A 17266-nucleotide genomic window follows, 5' to 3' on the forward strand; every position below is an offset into this window, starting at 1 on the left:
CACTCGGGGCTCTCCGCCCGCCTGCGGGCCGGAGCCTATGGCGGAGAGCCCGGAGGCTGTGGCCCGCAGGCGGGCGAAGTCGGCAAGCTCAAAGCAAAAGACAGGACGACTACCGACGAACTTCCAGCTCGATCGGAACATGTTCCGATCATCGCTATGACTGCCCACGCCATGCATGGATACAGGGAAGAGTGCATTGAAGCTGGAATGGATGATTATGTTTCCAAACCGATTGAACCCAAGGCCCTGGCTGATGCCATTGAAAGACAGCTTTCTGGTTGGGCACAACAGGCTACCGAGCCGGCCTCAAGCGAAGAAACCACATTCATTGATGAGGAAGTCTTTGACAGGTCCGTGTTGCTGGGGCGATTGGGTGGTGACGAGGAGCTTTTTAACGAAGTCATCAGTGTGTTTATGAAGGATGCTCCCGTGCAGTTGGAACAGTTGAGGCAAGCCCTGAACGACAATGACGCTGAGCGGGTTCGACGGCAAGCTCACAGGATCAAGGGGGCGTTTGCAAACATCGGGGCTCAAGCGCTGAGTGATCTTGCCTTTGAGATAGAAACGGCAGGGAAAGATGCCAAACTGGATGTTGCCCTTCCCGTTGTCGGGAAACTGGAAGAGGATTTCGAGAAGCTTGGGTCGGTTTTGTCGGACTTTGATGAAGGTGTATGAAAGATCAGTTTTTTCAGCATTGGAAACTGACGCTAGTGCCCAGTGTCTTAAGACCCTTTTATGGATGGGCACTAGCTATTTGATCCGGATATTCTGGAGGTATTTGTCAAGCTACGAACCTCCTGAAGCAGGCATGAATTTTGCTTGCACTTAAGGGCAATTTTGTTGAAAAGCAATTTAACTGAAAAAAGAGAGGAGGAAGTTGTTATGTCAAGAACCACTGGTAGAGGAAAGGCAGCGTGGGCGCTTGCTTTTGCCACAATCCTCATGTGGGGATGGCCCGTGAGCCAGGCCGGATCTGAAACGGACAAAACCTATGTCGGCTCCGAGGCCTGTGGGGAGTGCCATGAAACCGAATATGAGAGCTTTAAGACCTATAGCAAGAAGGCCCACTCTTATGAGAGCATCAAGGTCATGAAAGAGGGTCTCACAGAGGCGGAGTTTGTGAAGTGCTTCGAATGTCACACCACGGGGCACAGAAAAGCGGGCGGGTTTCGCTCCGAACATGAGACGCCGGAACTCAAGGATGCAGGTTGTGAGGTATGCCATGGGCCGGGGAGTCTTCATGTAGAAAGCCAAGAACCGGATGATATCAACGGGAGCCTCACGGCAAAGGACTGTGAGACCTGCCACAATTCAGATCGGGTAGCGGCCTTTGACTACAAGCCCCTGATCTACGGCGGAGCACATTAGTCTGTTAATCACGACCTTGGCGTTTTTTCTGGTACAAAATTGTTAATACAACAACGAAAACACGAAAGTAAGAAAACACGAAATGATTTTTTGTTTTTCGTGTCTTCGTGGTAATTTTCTTTTTTCTGATTCCTGTATATATGGATTAGGAGGTAAGACGATGAAGCTGTATTCGTATTTCAAGGAACATCTGTGGGTCCAAATCCTGACTGCCTTATCAGCGGTGTTTATCCTCGTTATGGGCACAATAATCGTTCTGAATGTCAGAGGTGAGAATGGCATGATGAAGGCCCAACTGAAACAACAGGGCGAGATGCTGGCTGCGTCTGTGGAAGGGAGCACGAATGATGCCCTGGCCGTAGGAAACAATGAGGCGGTTCGACAACAGTTTAATAAACTCAAACAGAAAATACCTGATCTGGATATTTTCGTTTTTGATTTCAAACAGGCGGTTGCCTTTGCCACCAACCCGGATGCTGCGGGAAAAAGCGTGGGAAATTTCATAAAAGATGAGTATGCCGTACAGGCTGTTTCCAGGATGCTCGAAAACGGAGAGCCCCCGGCCGAGCCGTTTGAAGAATGGATCAATGGCATCCCCTATATTACTCTTTTTCGTCCTGTGCTGAACGAAGCCCGGTGTTCTCACTGCCACGGCAGCTCACGCAAGGTGTTGGGGGGGTCCCTGATCCGTGCATCTGCCAAAAAGGGATTTGATGCCATCCATGCAGCCCGAAACAGAAATATTCTCGTAGGGGCAGTGGGCTTAGGCATTATCATGGTGCTGATTTATGCGCTGTTTCATCGACTGGTAAACTCACGGATTGAGGGTCTGCTGGAGGCAACCGGTAGACTAAGCGAGGGCGATCTCACGTATCGCCGCAAGATCAAGAGAAGAGACGAACTCGCCCATATCGGCGGACGGCTCAATCATGTGTCGGAAAATCTTGGCAACATGTTCAAAGACATTCTCTCAACTACGGAGACTCTAGCTTCTTCTTCAACGGAACTATCCGGGATTTCCCAGCAGATGTCTTCCGGGGCGGAACAGACTTCGGAAAAATCAAGGACCGTGGCAACCGCGGCCGAAGAGATGAGCTCCAATATGAATTCCGTGGCTTCTGCCACTGAAGAGGCCTCAACCAACACGAGCATGGTGGCCACTGCCGCCGAGGAGATGACAGCCACCATCAACGAGATCGCCCAGAATACTGAAAAGACCCGCGCCATCACGGGAAAAGCCGTGTCTGAAGCCAAGAGCGCTTCAGAAAAGGTGGATGAACTGGGCACGGCGGCCAACGAAATAGGCAATGTCACAGAAACCATTACGGAGATATCAGAGCAGATCAATCTTCTTGCCTTAAATGCCACTATTGAGGCGGCTAGAGCCGGTGATGCCGGCAAGGGTTTTGCCGTAGTGGCCAATGAGATCAAGGAACTTGCCAAGCAGACAGCAGAAGCTACGGTGGAGATAAGGAATAAGATCGGAGGCATTCAGAGTTCCACGCAGGATACTGTTACCCAGATCGAACAGATCTCAAAAGTTGTAAACGACGTAAATGAGATGGTATCCACCATTGCCACGGCAGTTGAAGAGCAGTCCGTGACCACAAAGGAGATTGCCAACAACGTGACGCAGGCATCCCAGGGGCTTCAGGAGGTTACGGAGAACGTGGCTCAGAGTTCCACTGTGGCAGGAGAGATCGCAAGAGATATTGCCGAGGTAAACCAGGCATCCACAGAGATGTCCAACGGTAGTTCTCAGGTTAACTTGAGCGCAGAGGAATTGAGCAAGGTGACGGACCAGTTGAAGGAGATGGTGGGGAAGTTCAAAGTATAAAATCGTTTCACGATTTTATGAAACGCGGCTTCGCCGCTTTGAAACGGGTCAACCGGCAAACGGACTAAAGCTTTCTCGTTTTTGCCCGGCTTTTTCGCTCGCGCTTTGAGCGACGCCGGGGTGGTCCCTTCTTTCTTGTTGTAGGTGTCCAGCCGGTCTGTTTTTCCTCGGTGAAATCGGCCGAGGCCGGATCTAGCCGTGCAGCCATTTCTAATCTGTTTTCAAAATCGATAGAGCCTATGGTGGCTGCCCCGTGTTCGGCCGCAAAATCGGCGACCTCTTTGTCGGAAGTCGCCACCACGGCCCGTTCGCCTTCCCGGATGACCAGTCGCTTGATTACGCTATCAGCCAATTCGCCCGCTCGGGAAAAGATGATGTCGATCCCTTTGCGGCGGTTTCTCTTTTCCATCAGGTTATGGGCTTCGGCCCCATCAAAAACGACTGTGATGGGATGATGTTTGAGTTTTTTGTAGGACACAAGACGTTCTACAAGGGCGTCACGGCCGTCCTGGAGACTCTGTTGTTCAATGATGCTCAGGGTCGGAGACTGCCGGATCAGGTTGTAGCCGTCTATGACGATGTGAATGGACATGGTAATAAAATCGTTTTGCGATTTTATGATGCCTTAAGGCGGGTGACCAGACGGTCCAGGTCATCATTGCCGTAAAACTCGATTTCGAGTCTTCCCCTTTTTCCGCCACGCACAATGCGCACCTTGGTCCCAAGATGGCGGGTCAGGTCGTCTGCCATGCTCTCAAAATAAATATTTTCCGAAGCGTTAGGCCTTGACTTCGATAATTTGCCCTTGCCTGCCTTGAGTTTTTTTACCAGGGCCTCGGCAGCGCGAACGGAAAGGTTTTCCGAGACCATGCGTCGCCACGCCGTTTTCTGTTGAGCAGGAGTTTGAGCTCCCAAGAGTGCCCTTGCATGGCCCATGGACAGGGTATTATTGATAATATCGGCCTGGATCGGTTTGGGAAGACTTCGAAGCCTCAAGAAATTGGCAACCGTGGAGCGATCCTGCCCTACACGTTTTGCCACTTTTCCCTGAGTCAAGCCAAATTCCTTCATAAGGCGGTGGTATGCATCGGCCTTTTCCAACGGGTTGAGGTCTTCTCGCTGGATATTTTCCACCAGGGCCATCTCAAGCATTTCCGTTGAAGAGACGTCCTTGACAACCACCGGTACTTGCTTAAGGCCGGCCATGCGAGAAGACCGCCACCGGCGTTCCCCCACAATCAATTCATAACCAGAGGAGGCCGACCGGACAACCAGAGGCTGGATCACACCTTTTGCTTTTATGGACTCGGCCAGACTTCTCAACTCTTCCTTGGTGAAGCTTCGTCTGGGTTGATACGGATTGGGCCGTATGGCGTCAATGTCGCAGTAGAAAAAGGCTGTGGGTTCAAAATCCGAGTCTCCTACGTCAGGTATAAGGGCGTCGAGTCCGCGCCCCAGCGCATGTTTCTTAGGCATTCCGTGTCCCCTTACCATTCATTATTTCCTGCGCAAGCTCGAGATAGCTCTTAGCGCCCTGGGATGTAATATCATAAAGGAGAATAGGCTTGCCAAAACTGGGGGCCTCTCCCAACCTAACATTTCTCGGGATTCGCGTCTTAAAGACCAGGTTCTTAAGATGCTTTTCGGCTTCTTCGGCGACCTGATGGGAAAGGTTGTTGCGCTTGTCAAACATGGTCAGAAGCACCCCTTCCACGCGGAGTCCGGGATTCAAGCGCCTCTTGATACGCTTGAATGTTCGTAAAAGCTGGCTAAGGCCTTCTAAGGCATAGAACTCGCACTGAAGCGGGATCAACAGGGTATGCGCTGCAGTCAGAGCGTTTACCGTAAGCAGGTTCAGTGAAGGGGGACAATCAATCAATACGTAAGCATAGTCGTCCACAAGGGTCCCGAGAAGCTTCTTGAGGATTGTCTCGCGATTCTGCCTTGCAACCAACTCCACCTCAGCGCCAATCAGGTCAGAGCTGGCCGGAATGATCCTGAGAAAGGCAAGTTCCGTGTCCAGGATAATGTCATTTGCGGGCGCTCTTTGGATCAGGCCGTGATAGAGGGTCCTGGAGAGCCCGGCCTTGTCTATACCAATGCCTGTTGTGGCATTTCCCTGGGGATCGCAGTCCACAAGCAGGGTCTTGCGCTCGGCAACGGCCAGGGAGGCAGCAAGGTTTACGGCCGTGGTGGTTTTGCCCACCCCTCCCTTTTGATTGGCAATGCAAATAATGCGGCTCACAGCAGTGTAGTAGTCTCTTTTTTTGACAGGATGAACAGGATAATTTTTTCTGTCAATTCGTTATATTGCATATCTTTATCCTGTCTATTCTGTTAATTCTGTCAAACATTTCATGGTAGGCTTATACCCACCTTCCGGGACGTGCTCGGATTTTTTACCACAAAAGCCCCTTTTTGGAAACCCATAACGCCTTCGGGATTCAAAAAATGGACGTGAGATGGCGAAGCGTTTTAATTACTTGATTGATTGGTGGTTCATTATTATCGTAAACTGATAAAAGGTTTTGCTAATAGACTCTCATTTCGATCCCGTTATTAGCGGGGAGAAATCTTTCTGATGTAACGTGCCGAAAGCATAAGATTTCTCCCGGAGCCTGCTCTGAGCGTAATACCAATCCGCCGGAGGCGGACTCGCTTCGCTCGGAATGACACAAGCGAAGGGGTCAAAATGACAGATTTGCTTAATCCGACTTTTTGCAAATGTGTCAGAATTGGTTAACGAATCAAAAATGAGACGAAGTATGGGCGCCATAAAGACAATTTTTTTTGCAGTCCTGATCACGGGCTTTGTTGTACACCCTGTGCAGCGGGCTCACTCGGGTCTGTTTTCTCGGGCATCCATGACGACCGAAGAAGAGCGCGACCTGGGCAAGGAATTCATGTTCTATGTCAAGAGGCGCTTTCCCCTCATTAAGGATCCGTCTATCGTCAATTATATAGAGAAGCTAGGTCAACATATTGTGGCCCAGCATTCCTCTCCGCCATTTGAGTTTGATTTCTACGTGATCGACGAGGACGTTTACAATGCCTTTGCCGCTCCCGCAGGCCATGTATTCATTAACCGGGGCCTTATTGCCGCCATGGAAAGCGAAGAAGAACTGGCCGGTATTTTGGCCCACGAGATTGCCCATGTCTTGTGCCGGCACATCTCAAAACGGATAGAACAGTCCAAAAAGATCGGGTTCGTGACACTGGCAGGGGTCCTGGCGGGGATTTTCCTGGGTGGAAGCGGTGCAGCCACGGGCGCCATTACGAGCGGTTCGATTGCGGCAGGCCAGTCACTTGCACTCCAATACAGCCGGGAAGACGAGAGACAGGCCGATCAGGTCGGGCTCAAATACCTGACAAGGGCCGGATACGGTGGCGAAGGACTATTGAGGGTCTTGGAAAAAATCAGGGGGAAACAGTGGTTCGGATCCAAACAGATCCCTTCGTATTTGAACACCCATCCTGCCGTTGAGGAAAGGATGGCCTATCTTGACACCTGGATACAGACTCATCCTGAATGGAGGAAGTCGGCCAAGTGGCGGGATTCAAGGGATTTCCAAAAAGTGCGTGCTAAGTTGATCGGCCTTTATGGTGATACGGACACAGCCCGGAATATCTTTGACGCTGCTCTGAGGAATGACCGGAAGGATGCCATTGCATATTACGGCAAGGGGTTGCTCCTTGATCGGGAAGGAAAAAAGGAAGACGCAAAGCAGAGCCTCAAACGAGCTGTCCGGTTGCTTCCTCTTGATGCAGATATTCTTCGGGACCTTGGCAGGATCTATTTCCACATGGGAGACTATGGCAGCGCCCTGAAGACCCTAAGAGGGGCGCTTGCGTTTAACTCCAAGGACCCTGAGGGGCGCTTTCTCTTAGGCCGGGCACAGATGAACACGGGCGATCTTCAAGGAGCTATCGAGACCTTTCAAGCGCTGCATATGGAGACACCTGACTACCTGCCAGGGATGTATTATCTTGGGGAGGCTTATGGAAAACTGGGCAACCTGCCGGAGGCACACTACTACCTGGGCATGTATTATAAGGAAAAAGGGCTGTCAAAGAATGCGAGCTTCCATCTCAAGCGTGCCCTGAAGATGTTTGCCAAAGATCCTCAACGGCAACGGGTGATTGAAGAAGCGCTGAAGGATTTGCCCAAGCCCAAGAAATCAGAAGACAAGAGTAAGGGGACGCAAAGGGGATTTTAGACCGGAGGGTTAAGCGCCCGGTCGTAGTGGGAGAAGTGCATGGTAAAGGTACCCCGGCCTTGGGTGGCGGACCGCAGAGCCGTTGAATAGCCAAACATCCTGGACAATGGCACGGTGGCTCCTATGAGCTGCAACTCTCCCCTGGGCTTCAGGTCCTCGATTTTTCCTCCTCGGGCATTGATATCTCCTATCACCTCTCCCATGAACGCCTCTGGCACCAGGATCTCCACGGCCATTACGGGTTCTAGCAGATAGGAATTCCCCTTTTGGAGGCCTTCCTTGGAGGCCATGGATGCGGCAACCCTGTAGGCCAACTCGCTGCTGGCAGATTCTTTGTACACGGCGCCTACCAGGGCCATTTCCACATCAACAACCGGATATCCCAGGACAACCCCGCTTTCCATGGATTCTATCAAGCCTTGTTCTATTGGCGGAATGAATTCTGCCGGCAACGTTTCATCAGATATGCTGTTTACAAAGCGATTTCCCTTTCCGCGCTCGCGGGGAGAGAGCAAAATCGCCACCTGGCCGAAGTGATGGGCGCCTCCCACCTCTTTTTCAAAGGTGGCGCTCGCCTCGGCAGTCCGTTCGATGGTCTCTTTGTAGACAACCTGAGGTTTTCCCACGTTCACTTGAGTGTGGAACTCGCGCTTCAGGCGGTTCACCAGGATTTCAAGGTGAAGCTCACCCATACCCGAGATAATGGTTTGGCCTGTGTCATCATCGTACTTGACCCGGAAAGTGGGGTCTTCGGCTTCGAGCTTGGCAAGGGATTGTTCGATCTTTTCCTGGTCCCCATGGGTCTTCGGCTCCACGGCCACGGAAATCACGGGCTCGTAGGCCTCAATCGGCTCGAGGATAATCGGATTTGACGGATCGCAAAGCGTGTCGCCGGTTCCGGATGCCTTGAGCCCGATGATCCCCACAATATTTCCGGCCCGTACCTCATTGATACGCTGCCGTTTGTTTGCATGCATGGCAAGGATTCGTGCAATCTTTTCCTTTTTGTTCTTCGCAGGATTTACGACCTCGTCCCCTGCAAGGAGTCGCCCTGAATAGATACGCACGTAGCTCAGTTTGCGTCCCTCCTCCATCATTACCTTGAACACCAGAGCGACCAGGGGGGCGCGGTCAGTGGGAGGAGACTGCTTCATCTGGCCCGTGTGGGGGTCCACGCCTTCAACCGGAGGGGCGTCCAGGGGGCTTGGCAGAAAGTCAACAATCCCGTCAAGAAGGGGTTGAATACCTCTGTTCCTGAGGGCTGCGCCACAAAACACAGGGACCAGCTTCAAGCCAATGGTCGCCTTGCGAATACTTGACGCGAGTGTCTCGGTCGCCAGACGGGCATCGGCAAGATAAGCCTCCATGATCTCGTCATCAAACTCTGCCACGGTTTCCACCAGTTTCTCACGGTATTCGTCGGCAGTCTCTCTCAGGTCTTCGGGGATGTCAGAGACAGTGAAGACAGCCCCCAGGGTTTCCTTTTCCCAGATGACCTGCTTCATATTCAGAAGATCGATAACCCCTTGAAAGGAGTTTTCGCTTCCGACCGGTATTTCCATGAGGAGCGGGTTTGCGCCCAAACGGTCACGCATCATCTGAACCGTTCCAAGGAAATCAGCCCCTACCCGGTCAAGCTTGTTCACAAAAGCGATTTTTGGCACATGGTACTTGTCCGCCTGATGCCACACAGTCTCTGATTGAGGTTCCACACCGCCGACTGCGCAGAATATCCCGATTGCGCCATCCAGAACCCTGAGAGACCGCTCCACCTCAATGGTGAAATCCACGTGGCCCGGGGTGTCGATAATATGGATCTCGGCGTCTTTCCAGTGGCAGGTCGTCACCGCCGAGGTAATGGTTATTCCCCGTTCTTGCTCGTCCGGCATCCAGTCCATGACCGCCTCACCATCGTGGACCTCCCCCATCTTATATGAGCGGCCTGTGTAGTATAAAACACGCTCTGTGACGGTGGTCTTGCCTGCGTCAATATGGGCAATGATGCCGATATTGCGTATTTTTGTGATGGGAAACGGTTTTTCCATCTATTTTACCATTAGTAAGTTGGGCCGAAAAGGGAACCGGATATCTATATGACCGGCCAATGTTTTAGCCTCTCGGCCCTCTATGAGGATCTTTACGGCCTTTATCTCAGGTATATTGAGTGAGAGCGTATTTACAACAGAAAAAATTGTCAGCAATTCGGACAAGCTCCCCCCGGGATGCTTTTCACTGATCACTCTGCTAAAATCGACATAAGTAGTGCCATCATCAGTAACATGAAGGGCCAAGAGCTTTGTTTCCGCCGGAAGTGTCGGAGTCAAGGCGGCCTTTGGACCGTCAATGAGGGCGCTGACCATCACCCTGGCACGCTCAACCACGTTATCAGGCAACGCAAGGATGCGATCTTCAGCCGCAAGAGAGCTATTATCAACATCAGAAAAGTAGAGGTGAGCCTTTACCCTGGTTGGTTCCAGCCTAAACCTGCGGTGGCCTGCTTCGGAGTCTTCCTCCACTCCCGGCGCTTGTGGGGCCAGGTATCGATAGGCAACGAATCCGGCCGCGCCGATGAAAAGAGCGAGGGCCGCTATTATGGTCAATCGTCGGGTCGTCATGTCAGTGGGTGACGGAAAAGGTCAAGGGTATTTACGCATTTATCGCGTCTATGTCAAGGAGAAGGCGTTCCTACCCTCCCATCCGCTCCAGTCTTGCCACACATTCAATGTGATAGGTGTGCGGAAACATGTCGACGGGCCGGACCTCCATCACGTGATAATCTGCTTTTAGCATGGCAAGGTCTCTGGCAAGGGTGGCCGGATTGCAGGAAACATAAATGACCCTGCCTGGCGCCAGGGCGCAAACAGCCTTGACCACATCCGGGTGCATGCCTGCCCTTGGTGGGTCCACGATCATCACATCAGGCTTGTCTTCAATGTGCCTAAGTCCCGCCTTGATGTCTCCACAGATGAACCTGCAATTGTCGACCTGGTTTTTCTTGCAGTTTTTTTTGGCATCATTTACGGCGGTTTCTGAGATCTCAATGCCAATGACCTCTGAGGCTATGTCAGCAAGAAATATGGGGATGGTCCCTGTTCCACTGTAAAGATCCACTACTGTTTCCCTTCCGGTAAGGCCTGTATAATCCTTTACTATTCCATAAAGAGACTCGGCGCCGGCAGTGTTTGTTTGAAAGAAAGAATTGGCTGAAATCTCAAATTCGAACCTTCCAATTCGATCCTTTATGAAAGGCTCTCCTGCAAGGAGTATTTCGTGCTCCCCCACTGCAATTGAGGCTCGCCTTGTATTGACGTTGTGAACGATCGAAGTGATGTTCTCATGCTTTTCATAAAGGAGGTTGGCCATGGGCTGTACCCATGGGGTTTGCTCTTGCGAAGTGACGACATTAACCATCCAGGTGTCATAACTTAAGGAATGGCGGAGCATCAAGAAACGCCAAAATCCTTCATGGGATTTTAAACCGTATGGGGGTATGCCACTTTCTTTCACATAGCGTTTCACCTCTCCGAGTATCTCATTGCCCGGGCTTGGCTGGAGTAGACAGGCATCTACGTCGAAGACCTTCTGGAAGGTCCCCGGCACGTGCAGTCCAAGGGCAAAGTCCTTGGAGATCTCGGCCTTGGAGAGTTCTTCGGGCAAGAGCCACCTTCTGTCAGAAAAGGAGAACTCCATCTTATTGCGATATTCGAATTTCTTTTCAGAGGCTATGGCAGGAAGAACCCGGACCCCCCTGAGTTGACCAATGTGCTCCAGGGATTCGACCACATGTTCTTCCTTGAATAAGAGCTGCTTTTCATACTCAAGAAATTGCCAGGGACAGCCGCCACAGAAGCCGCTGTAACGACAGCTTGGCTCCACCCTGAAAGGGGACGGTGTGATCAAGTCCACAACTCGCGCCTCAGCGTGATTCTTTTTCTTCCGAAAGACCCTGGCTCGCACCACATCTCCCGGCGCTGTCCTTTCCACAAAGACGGTAAAGCCATTCACACGGGCAAGTCCACGACCCCCGTAGGTCAGTTTCTCAATCCTTAACTCCAGAATCTGTCCTCTTCTTACGGTCATTATGCGAGTGAGATAATGCCTAAAGGCATTTTTCTATTGGTTGACATTCACACGCCTATACATTATCAAAAAAAGGCCGATGTTCAAGCACAAGGATTCAGGTGCCGGAAAAAGGGATAGGAAAGATGAAACTGCATACGGTATCAACAGAAAACTCCGTTATCTTGATCATTGACCCGCAGGAAAAGCTTTTGCCCAAGGTCTTTGAGCCGGAGCGTGTCACGAACAATTGCAAGCTTTTGATTAAGTTCGCCCGCATAATGGGACTCCCATTGATACTGACCACTCAGTATGAAAAAGGGATTGGCCCCATTGTGCAAGAGATAGGAAAGGAGATCCCCGGAACATCCACGATAGACAAGGTGGAATTCGGTTGTTTCAACAACCCGGAATTCGTAAGGCACGTTGAGCAGATGGAGAAATCAAGAAACACCCTTATTGTGTCTGGAATAGAAAGCCATATCTGTGTGACCCAAACGGCCCTCGGGGCCATGGAGCGGGGTTACAACGTACATGTCGCTTCAGATGCCGTCTCGTCCAGGACTGAATGGAACTGGAAGGCAGGGCTGGACAGAATGAGGGAGGCGGGAGCCACAATCAGCTCAACGGAAATGATTATTTTTGAGATACTGAAAAGGAGTGATTCTGCCGAATTCCAGGAGATGCTGCCGGACTTGAGGCATTCGGTTACTTGATTTCTGGTGGGAGCTCGTGTAATATTTATTTATGAGACTGCACCAAAACCCTTCGTTTCGAAAAGTTGTCATTCCCTGGTACGATTCTGATGTCTTCTGCATTGTGATCTCCGTCTTCATGGCCCTTATCTTTCTTTTCAGCAAAATTGGCCTTCGCTTTGCTTTGGAACACGAAGAGTACCAGAGGCACGGTTGGGTGCCTCTGGTACTCATGGTCTTAAGCGGCATCGTCCTCGCCACAAATCTAATTCGGATATTGACTCGCATGGTGAGACGACGGGCCGAAGAAAAATGATAGTTAATTTTCCAGCACAAAGATAATCTCAAGTCTTACGCGATATTCCACCATCTTGTTGTCTTCCACCTTAATGCGCTGTTCAAGGATGCGAACGCCTGTGATCCCTCTAAGCGTTTTGCAAGCTCGCTCAAAGCCTACCTTGATAGCATCATCAAAACCGACCGGTGACCCGGCAATGACCTCAGTGACTCGTGCAACCCTTGGCATGACTCCTCACCTCCTTCCATTACTCTCTCTATCGTCAAAGACCTTCGTAATAGTTCACCCCCTTTGTCATTTCGAACGAATGCGAAAAATCTTTTCCAGCATAGCGTATAGTCAGGGCGTCATAAGATTTCTCCCTACGGTCGAAATGACAGAAAAAGGGGTAGAGGGTGAACTATTGCTATGGAACAAGTCAACACCGTCAAGCGCCTTCCGGAATCCTCTCTACATATTCTTCCGGGACATTGACTGCAGCGTACTGGCCCAGTGCCTCGATAGCCACAACCACGCGTCCGCCGCCCTTGTACCTGACAAAGGCACCTGTGACACCGGCAAAGGGCCCCTCCACGACTATGACACGATCTCCCTTTTTGAATCGAGTCCCGGTCAGGATTTCGTTGTCCCCGGCAACTATGATCTTAAGAGAATCGATAGACTGGTCAGGAACGGAGATCGGGCCGTCCTTGTTTCCTACGATGCGGACAACGCCTATGGTTTTTACTATCTCGAGGCGTTCATAGACGTTTAGATCACTTTTAACAAATACATAACCGGAAAAGATCGGAACCCGGATCGTCTTGCGCCGGTCACGGCGCTTACTCACAACAGTCATCTTGGGGAGAAAAGCTTCCAGTAATTTTCCTTCGAGACCGTCAAAGACAACCTGTTCAAAGCGGCTTCTGGTGTGAAGCACATACCACGCAGAAGCCATATCAGATGGTGCTGTCATCAGTGTTTTCTCCGAACCCTCAATCCTATTTCAGGCCTATAACCTATCCTTTTTTCATCCATGTGTCTTTTCCCTTGCCAGGTCTGTACTTACCCAGCTCGTACTTACCCAGTCCGTAGAGGCTTATCTCAAAGGAGTACTCTCGTGTGTTCATTGTGCAGTCATGGGTGTACTTGACATATAAAGACCAACACTGGGGCTCATACCTGAATCCCAGCACCGATTCTATTTCCTTGCTGTTTTTGAGATCGCGTTCGTGTTCCCAGTAGACAGAAACCGGGTCAAAGAGATTGACGAAGACCTTGGTCAGAATGCTTTTGCTGCTGTCCTGGGTATATCGGTAGTCCAGTGATGCTTCGTCCCCACGTGAATTACTGAAGGCCGCTGCTGCATCATAGCTCTTGTACTCCCCATCATAGGGTGACCAGGTGATGTTTCCCACAAAATCGAGATCCACGGATTGGAAGAGGTTTAATTCAAGCCTCCCCGAGATGTCCGAGAAGGGTCGTCTTTCGCCATCTGCTGGTGGAGGACGCCGGGCCGTCAGTATGTCATAAGTCTGGGAAAGACTGATCCTACAGAAATCATGGTAAGTGTATTTGGGTGGCAGTGATTCCTGCTCGTCGTCAGCCTCGCTTGTTTCTTCTTGGGTGTCCGCAGCCCATGCTCCCCAGGCTTTGGCTTCAAGCTCTGCCTCTCTTTCGGAGTCGGCCTTTTGGATCGTTCTTGAGGTAAAGGTGTTTGTCACCGAATAAGACAAGGAATTTGTTTCGCTTGTTGAGCTCACAAAATCCGGAAGGTCCCCCTGTTCCACATCAGGGACATAAGTATATACGACTTGAGGCCTGATGGCATGTCTTATCTTGTCGATAGTTGATCCTCTGATGTCAAACACCCTCGAGATCTCTGTGGATAGGTCCGCTTTCAAGTCGCATATCTCACGTGATCGTAACTGGTCCTCTTTTTTTGCGCTTGGAGGGTCGTATATTTCTGCCTGCCACAGCGTCTCGCGCAGACTCAAGGAGGGTTCAAAGTCAAAATACTTGAAAACACTTATTGGATAGTAGACTTTTGGGGAAACATCTACGGTGTATCCCCTGGTTCCCGTCTCACGCCAGTAATGGTTAAGGGAACTTGACAGATCAAAATAAAACGGGGAATCTAAGATTTTTTGCTTGGAACCGGAAAAACTCACCGATGGCAAGCTCTGAAGGGTGGTGTCATCGCGGTGATCTATTCGGGCGAGCACGTCGTCATACCAGAGAAGATCGGTGTTCAGGCTGAACTGGTCCCAAGTCCTGTTCAGGTTCAACTGGTTCAAGCGAACCGTGTCTGTCTCATCGTCAAGTCCCCTGCCAAATTCTTTCTCGAAATATCTGTTAGAGATCTCATAGCCTGAATAGCCCGTGTCAAACTCACGAAGATAATCCTGATCGCTCACGACGTCCACATCGAGTTTCGCCTTGAATTGAGCCGGCAGTTCCCAGTCACTTTTGGTCCTGAACCACCACCTTTTTCTGTTCAAGCGGTCCTCGCTGTCGCCCTTGAATCCCTCATAGTAATACCCCTGCGGATCTACCGGGGTCGTACCATCATCGATTTGCTCATCGTAAAGAAAATCATACATTGCCGTGCCTTTGGCGCCTGGCGACAACACGTAACGATATTCGACCCCGTGTTTTAATCCACGATGGGCCATGTAGTGCTCATAAAACGTGGCGTCACTGCTTTCACTGATGGTCCAGAAAAAGGGCTGGATGTACTCAAAGCCGTTTGTATTCGAATAGAGGACCAAGGGGACCAACAATCCGGTCTGCCGCTTTATCTTTGCGGGAAAAAGAATAAATGGCGCATACAGGACAGGGACAGATTTTGCCCACAGGGCCGCGTGTTTTACCGTGCCGTAACCTTCTATGGTGACCTTAAAGTCCCTGCCCGTGATTTGCCAGTCCGGCGAGTCGCCATCGCAAGTCGTGAGGCTGGCATGATCCTTTATGTAATAGGAATCCTTGCCCGTTTTTTGGATCTCGTCTCCCCGGACATAAAAATGGCTCTCTTCGATGAAAATGGTTCCGTCGTAAACCGTGCCCGTGCCGTTGTCCAGGTTTATCTCCATGCGGCTGCCTGTTAACCAGTCTTTGCCAGAGAAAAAGCGAACATCCCCCCAAGCCTTGGCATCTCCGGTTTGCTCATTGAAGTCCGCGGCATCTGCATGCAAGAACTGATCTCCTCTTGCAATCGTTACGAACCCCCTGGCCCTGTATGTCATGGTGATTTCATCGTAATCCAAAGAGTCAGCCTTGATATGGTACGGAAGATCAGACTCCTTGCTAATGGTGTCCATGCCTGCACGGGCCGGTGATGACAAAAGCACAGCAGCAACAAGAATACCGAAGAAAACTACCCTTTTAGACATGGGTTGTTCCTATAACACAAAACGCCATGGGGTCGTAGAGGAAAAATGGTTGAGTAGTTGAGTGCTTGAAAGTGCCGATCGACAACTCAACGACTCGACGAGTAATCATTCGTGGGGACAAAAAAAAGCCCGGCACGAGGGCCGGGCTTAGAGAATTACACGAACGGGACTAGTACCTGGAGCTTTTCAAGTGGGCTATTTTTTGCCTCCTTGCACTCTCCCGACGTTTCCGACGGCGGTATTCGCTAGGTTTCTCATAGCTTTTCTTGAGCTTAAGTCGTCGAAAAAGGCCATCATTCTGAATCTTTTTTTTCAGCACTCTCATGGCCCTCTCAAGGTCATTGTTGACGACCCTGACTTCTAAGCTGCTAAATTCCCTCAAATCTATCTCCCCTTTCTTTTCATCGCCGGGTTTGAAAACCGCCAATGTTAGTTAGTCTATTCTCCAATTGTTTGCGGTTGCCAAGGAGAAAATTTTTATATATCATAAAAATTTATATAATGAAATGAAAATGTCAAACTTAAGTCAACAGAAAAACGAGATTGTTGAGCAAGGCTTTCGACTTGCTGTTGCCGGCAAGGGTGGGGTTGGGAAAACCACCTTGGTGGCCTTGCTGGCAGAGCTTTTTGCCGGCCGTGGCTGTCGAGCCCTGGCGGCAGACGAAGACCCGCAGATGAACCTGGCTTTGAGCTTAGGGGTCTCCCTTGAAGAGGCGGAAAAAATCGTCCCCTTAAGCGCCAATAAGATCTATATCGAGGAAAAGACAGGGGCCAAGCCCGGCTCGGGATGGGGCGGTTTGCTGCGTCTAAACCCCGACGTAAGCGATGTGGTCCGACGTTTTGGGCTGCAAATAAAACCTAATCTCTCGCTCCTTGCCATGGGAACGGTCGAGCAGGCGGCAAGCGGTTGTCTGTGTTCTGAAAACATGCTGCTAAAAGCAGTCATGCGGTTCATTGTCCTGAAGCACGGTGACATTATCCTCGTGGACACACAAGCCGGCCCCGAACATTTTGGCCGTGGCTTGCTCAAAGACTTCTCCCTCCTGCTCGTGGTCGCAGAACCCACGACGGCTGCCCTTCATGTTGCCCGGAAGTCTATGACCCTTGGCCAGCAACTCTCCATTCCCGACCTAAAGCTGGTGATCAACAAGGTGCGTGGAAAAGAAGATGAAAACAAGGTGGAAACCTTTATGAAGCGCTTTGGACTGAAGCCGGTCACGTACTTTCTGCCCTACAGCGAGGATTTTCTTGCCCTGGAACCAGGCGTGGCCTCTGTGCTCAACAGGGAGGGGGAGTTCAGTAAGGCCATTCAAGGGCTTTTTGGGGACATCGAGAGGCTGTATCAGGGAAATACCAGGACTTATTGAGAAGTTACTTAAAAACGACTTAACTAGTTGAAATATCCTATAATAAATGGTGGC

General features: G+C 50.7%; 17 protein-coding genes. 7 read left to right on the forward strand and 10 right to left on the reverse strand.

What is annotated here, in order from left to right; genetic code table 11:
* The 3 genes from JW883_04525 to JW883_04535 form a co-directional block, all read left to right on the forward strand.
* Nucleotides 1-675 (forward strand): Hpt domain-containing protein (locus tag JW883_04525; protein MBN1841535.1); only part of this gene is annotated, 675 nt, incomplete at its 5' end.
* 207 nt (nt 676-882) lie between these two features.
* Nucleotides 883-1368 carry a cytochrome c family protein gene (locus JW883_04530; protein MBN1841536.1) on the forward strand — a complete coding sequence of 162 codons (486 nt, stop codon included), beginning with the start codon at nt 883-885 and terminating at the stop codon, nt 1366-1368.
* Between the two features lie 160 nt (nt 1369-1528).
* Nucleotides 1529-3205: a HAMP domain-containing protein gene (locus tag JW883_04535; protein ID MBN1841537.1), complete on the forward strand. Its 1677-nt coding sequence runs from the start codon at nt 1529-1531 to the stop codon at nt 3203-3205.
* Between the two features lie 64 nt (nt 3206-3269).
* Here JW883_04535 and JW883_04540 read toward each other — a convergent pair whose 3' ends face one another.
* From JW883_04540 to JW883_04550, 3 genes are read right to left on the reverse strand one after another with little or no spacing between them, the layout of a single operon-like run.
* A complete protein-coding gene (locus JW883_04540; protein MBN1841538.1) occupies nt 3270-3797 on the reverse strand; it encodes an NYN domain-containing protein in 528 nt (175 codons plus the stop codon).
* 23 nt (nt 3798-3820) lie between these two features.
* On the reverse strand, nt 3821-4681 hold the full coding sequence (locus JW883_04545; protein MBN1841539.1) for a ParB/RepB/Spo0J family partition protein: 861 nt from the start codon (nt 4679-4681) through the stop codon (nt 3821-3823).
* Nucleotides 4674-5450 (reverse strand): ParA family protein, encoded by a 777-nt coding sequence (locus JW883_04550; GenBank protein MBN1841540.1) that lies wholly within the window; start codon nt 5448-5450, stop codon nt 4674-4676. The genes JW883_04545 and JW883_04550 overlap by 8 nt, the downstream gene beginning before the upstream one ends.
* Nucleotides 5451-5958: 508 nt before the next feature.
* On the opposite strand from JW883_04550, the gene JW883_04555 reads away from it, so the two are divergent.
* Nucleotides 5959-7422, forward strand: a complete 1464-nt coding sequence (locus JW883_04555) for a M48 family metalloprotease (GenBank protein ID MBN1841541.1) — start codon at nt 5959-5961, stop codon at nt 7420-7422.
* Here the strand turns inward: JW883_04555 and fusA are convergent.
* The 3 genes from fusA to rlmD form a co-directional block, all read right to left on the reverse strand.
* Nucleotides 7419-9467, reverse strand: coding sequence for an elongation factor G (gene fusA, locus JW883_04560; protein MBN1841542.1), 2049 nt, complete (start codon nt 9465-9467; stop codon nt 7419-7421). The genes JW883_04555 and fusA overlap by 4 nt on opposite strands.
* Entirely contained in the window at nt 9468-10022 is a 555-nt protein-coding gene (locus tag JW883_04565; GenBank protein ID MBN1841543.1) for a GerMN domain-containing protein, read from the reverse strand.
* Nucleotides 10023-10107: 85 nt separating this feature from the next.
* Nucleotides 10108-11502 (reverse strand): 23S rRNA (uracil(1939)-C(5))-methyltransferase RlmD, encoded by a 1395-nt coding sequence (gene rlmD / locus JW883_04570; GenBank protein ID MBN1841544.1) that lies wholly within the window; start codon nt 11500-11502, stop codon nt 10108-10110.
* 125 nt (nt 11503-11627) lie between these two features.
* Between rlmD and JW883_04575 the strand changes: the two genes are divergently transcribed.
* Together JW883_04575 and JW883_04580 are read left to right on the forward strand one after the other, a co-directional pair.
* A complete protein-coding gene (locus tag JW883_04575) occupies nt 11628-12197 on the forward strand; it encodes a hydrolase (protein MBN1841545.1) in 570 nt (189 codons plus the stop codon).
* Nucleotides 12198-12228: 31 nt separating this feature from the next.
* On the forward strand, nt 12229-12492 hold the full coding sequence (locus JW883_04580) for a hypothetical protein (protein ID MBN1841546.1): 264 nt from the start codon (nt 12229-12231) through the stop codon (nt 12490-12492).
* Between the two features lie 3 nt (nt 12493-12495).
* On the opposite strand, the gene JW883_04585 is transcribed toward JW883_04580, so the two are convergent.
* The 4 genes from JW883_04585 to rpsU all read right to left on the reverse strand — a co-directional run bounded on the left by JW883_04585 (nt 12496) and on the right by rpsU (nt 16272).
* A complete protein-coding gene (locus JW883_04585; GenBank protein ID MBN1841547.1) occupies nt 12496-12702 on the reverse strand; it encodes a dodecin domain-containing protein in 207 nt (68 codons plus the stop codon).
* Between the two features lie 199 nt (nt 12703-12901).
* Complete coding sequence (locus tag JW883_04590) at nt 12902-13411, reverse strand: UpxY family transcription antiterminator (GenBank protein MBN1841548.1); 510 nt, start codon at nt 13409-13411, stop codon at nt 12902-12904.
* A 61-nt stretch (nt 13412-13472) separates the two neighbouring features.
* Entirely contained in the window at nt 13473-15845 is a 2373-nt protein-coding gene (locus tag JW883_04595) for an LPS-assembly protein LptD (protein ID MBN1841549.1), read from the reverse strand.
* A 169-nt stretch (nt 15846-16014) separates the two neighbouring features.
* Entirely contained in the window at nt 16015-16272 is a 258-nt protein-coding gene (rpsU, locus tag JW883_04600) for a 30S ribosomal protein S21 (GenBank protein ID MBN1841550.1), read from the reverse strand.
* Nucleotides 16273-16357: 85 nt separating this feature from the next.
* Between rpsU and JW883_04605 the strand changes: the two genes are divergently transcribed.
* On the forward strand, nt 16358-17212 hold the full coding sequence (locus tag JW883_04605) for an AAA family ATPase (protein ID MBN1841551.1): 855 nt from the start codon (nt 16358-16360) through the stop codon (nt 17210-17212).
* Nucleotides 17213-17266: the final 54 nt, after the last annotated feature.

The sequence above is a fragment of the Deltaproteobacteria bacterium genome, from assembly GCA_016930875.1.
In the GTDB taxonomy this organism is placed as follows: domain Bacteria; phylum Desulfobacterota; class Desulfobacteria; order Desulfobacterales.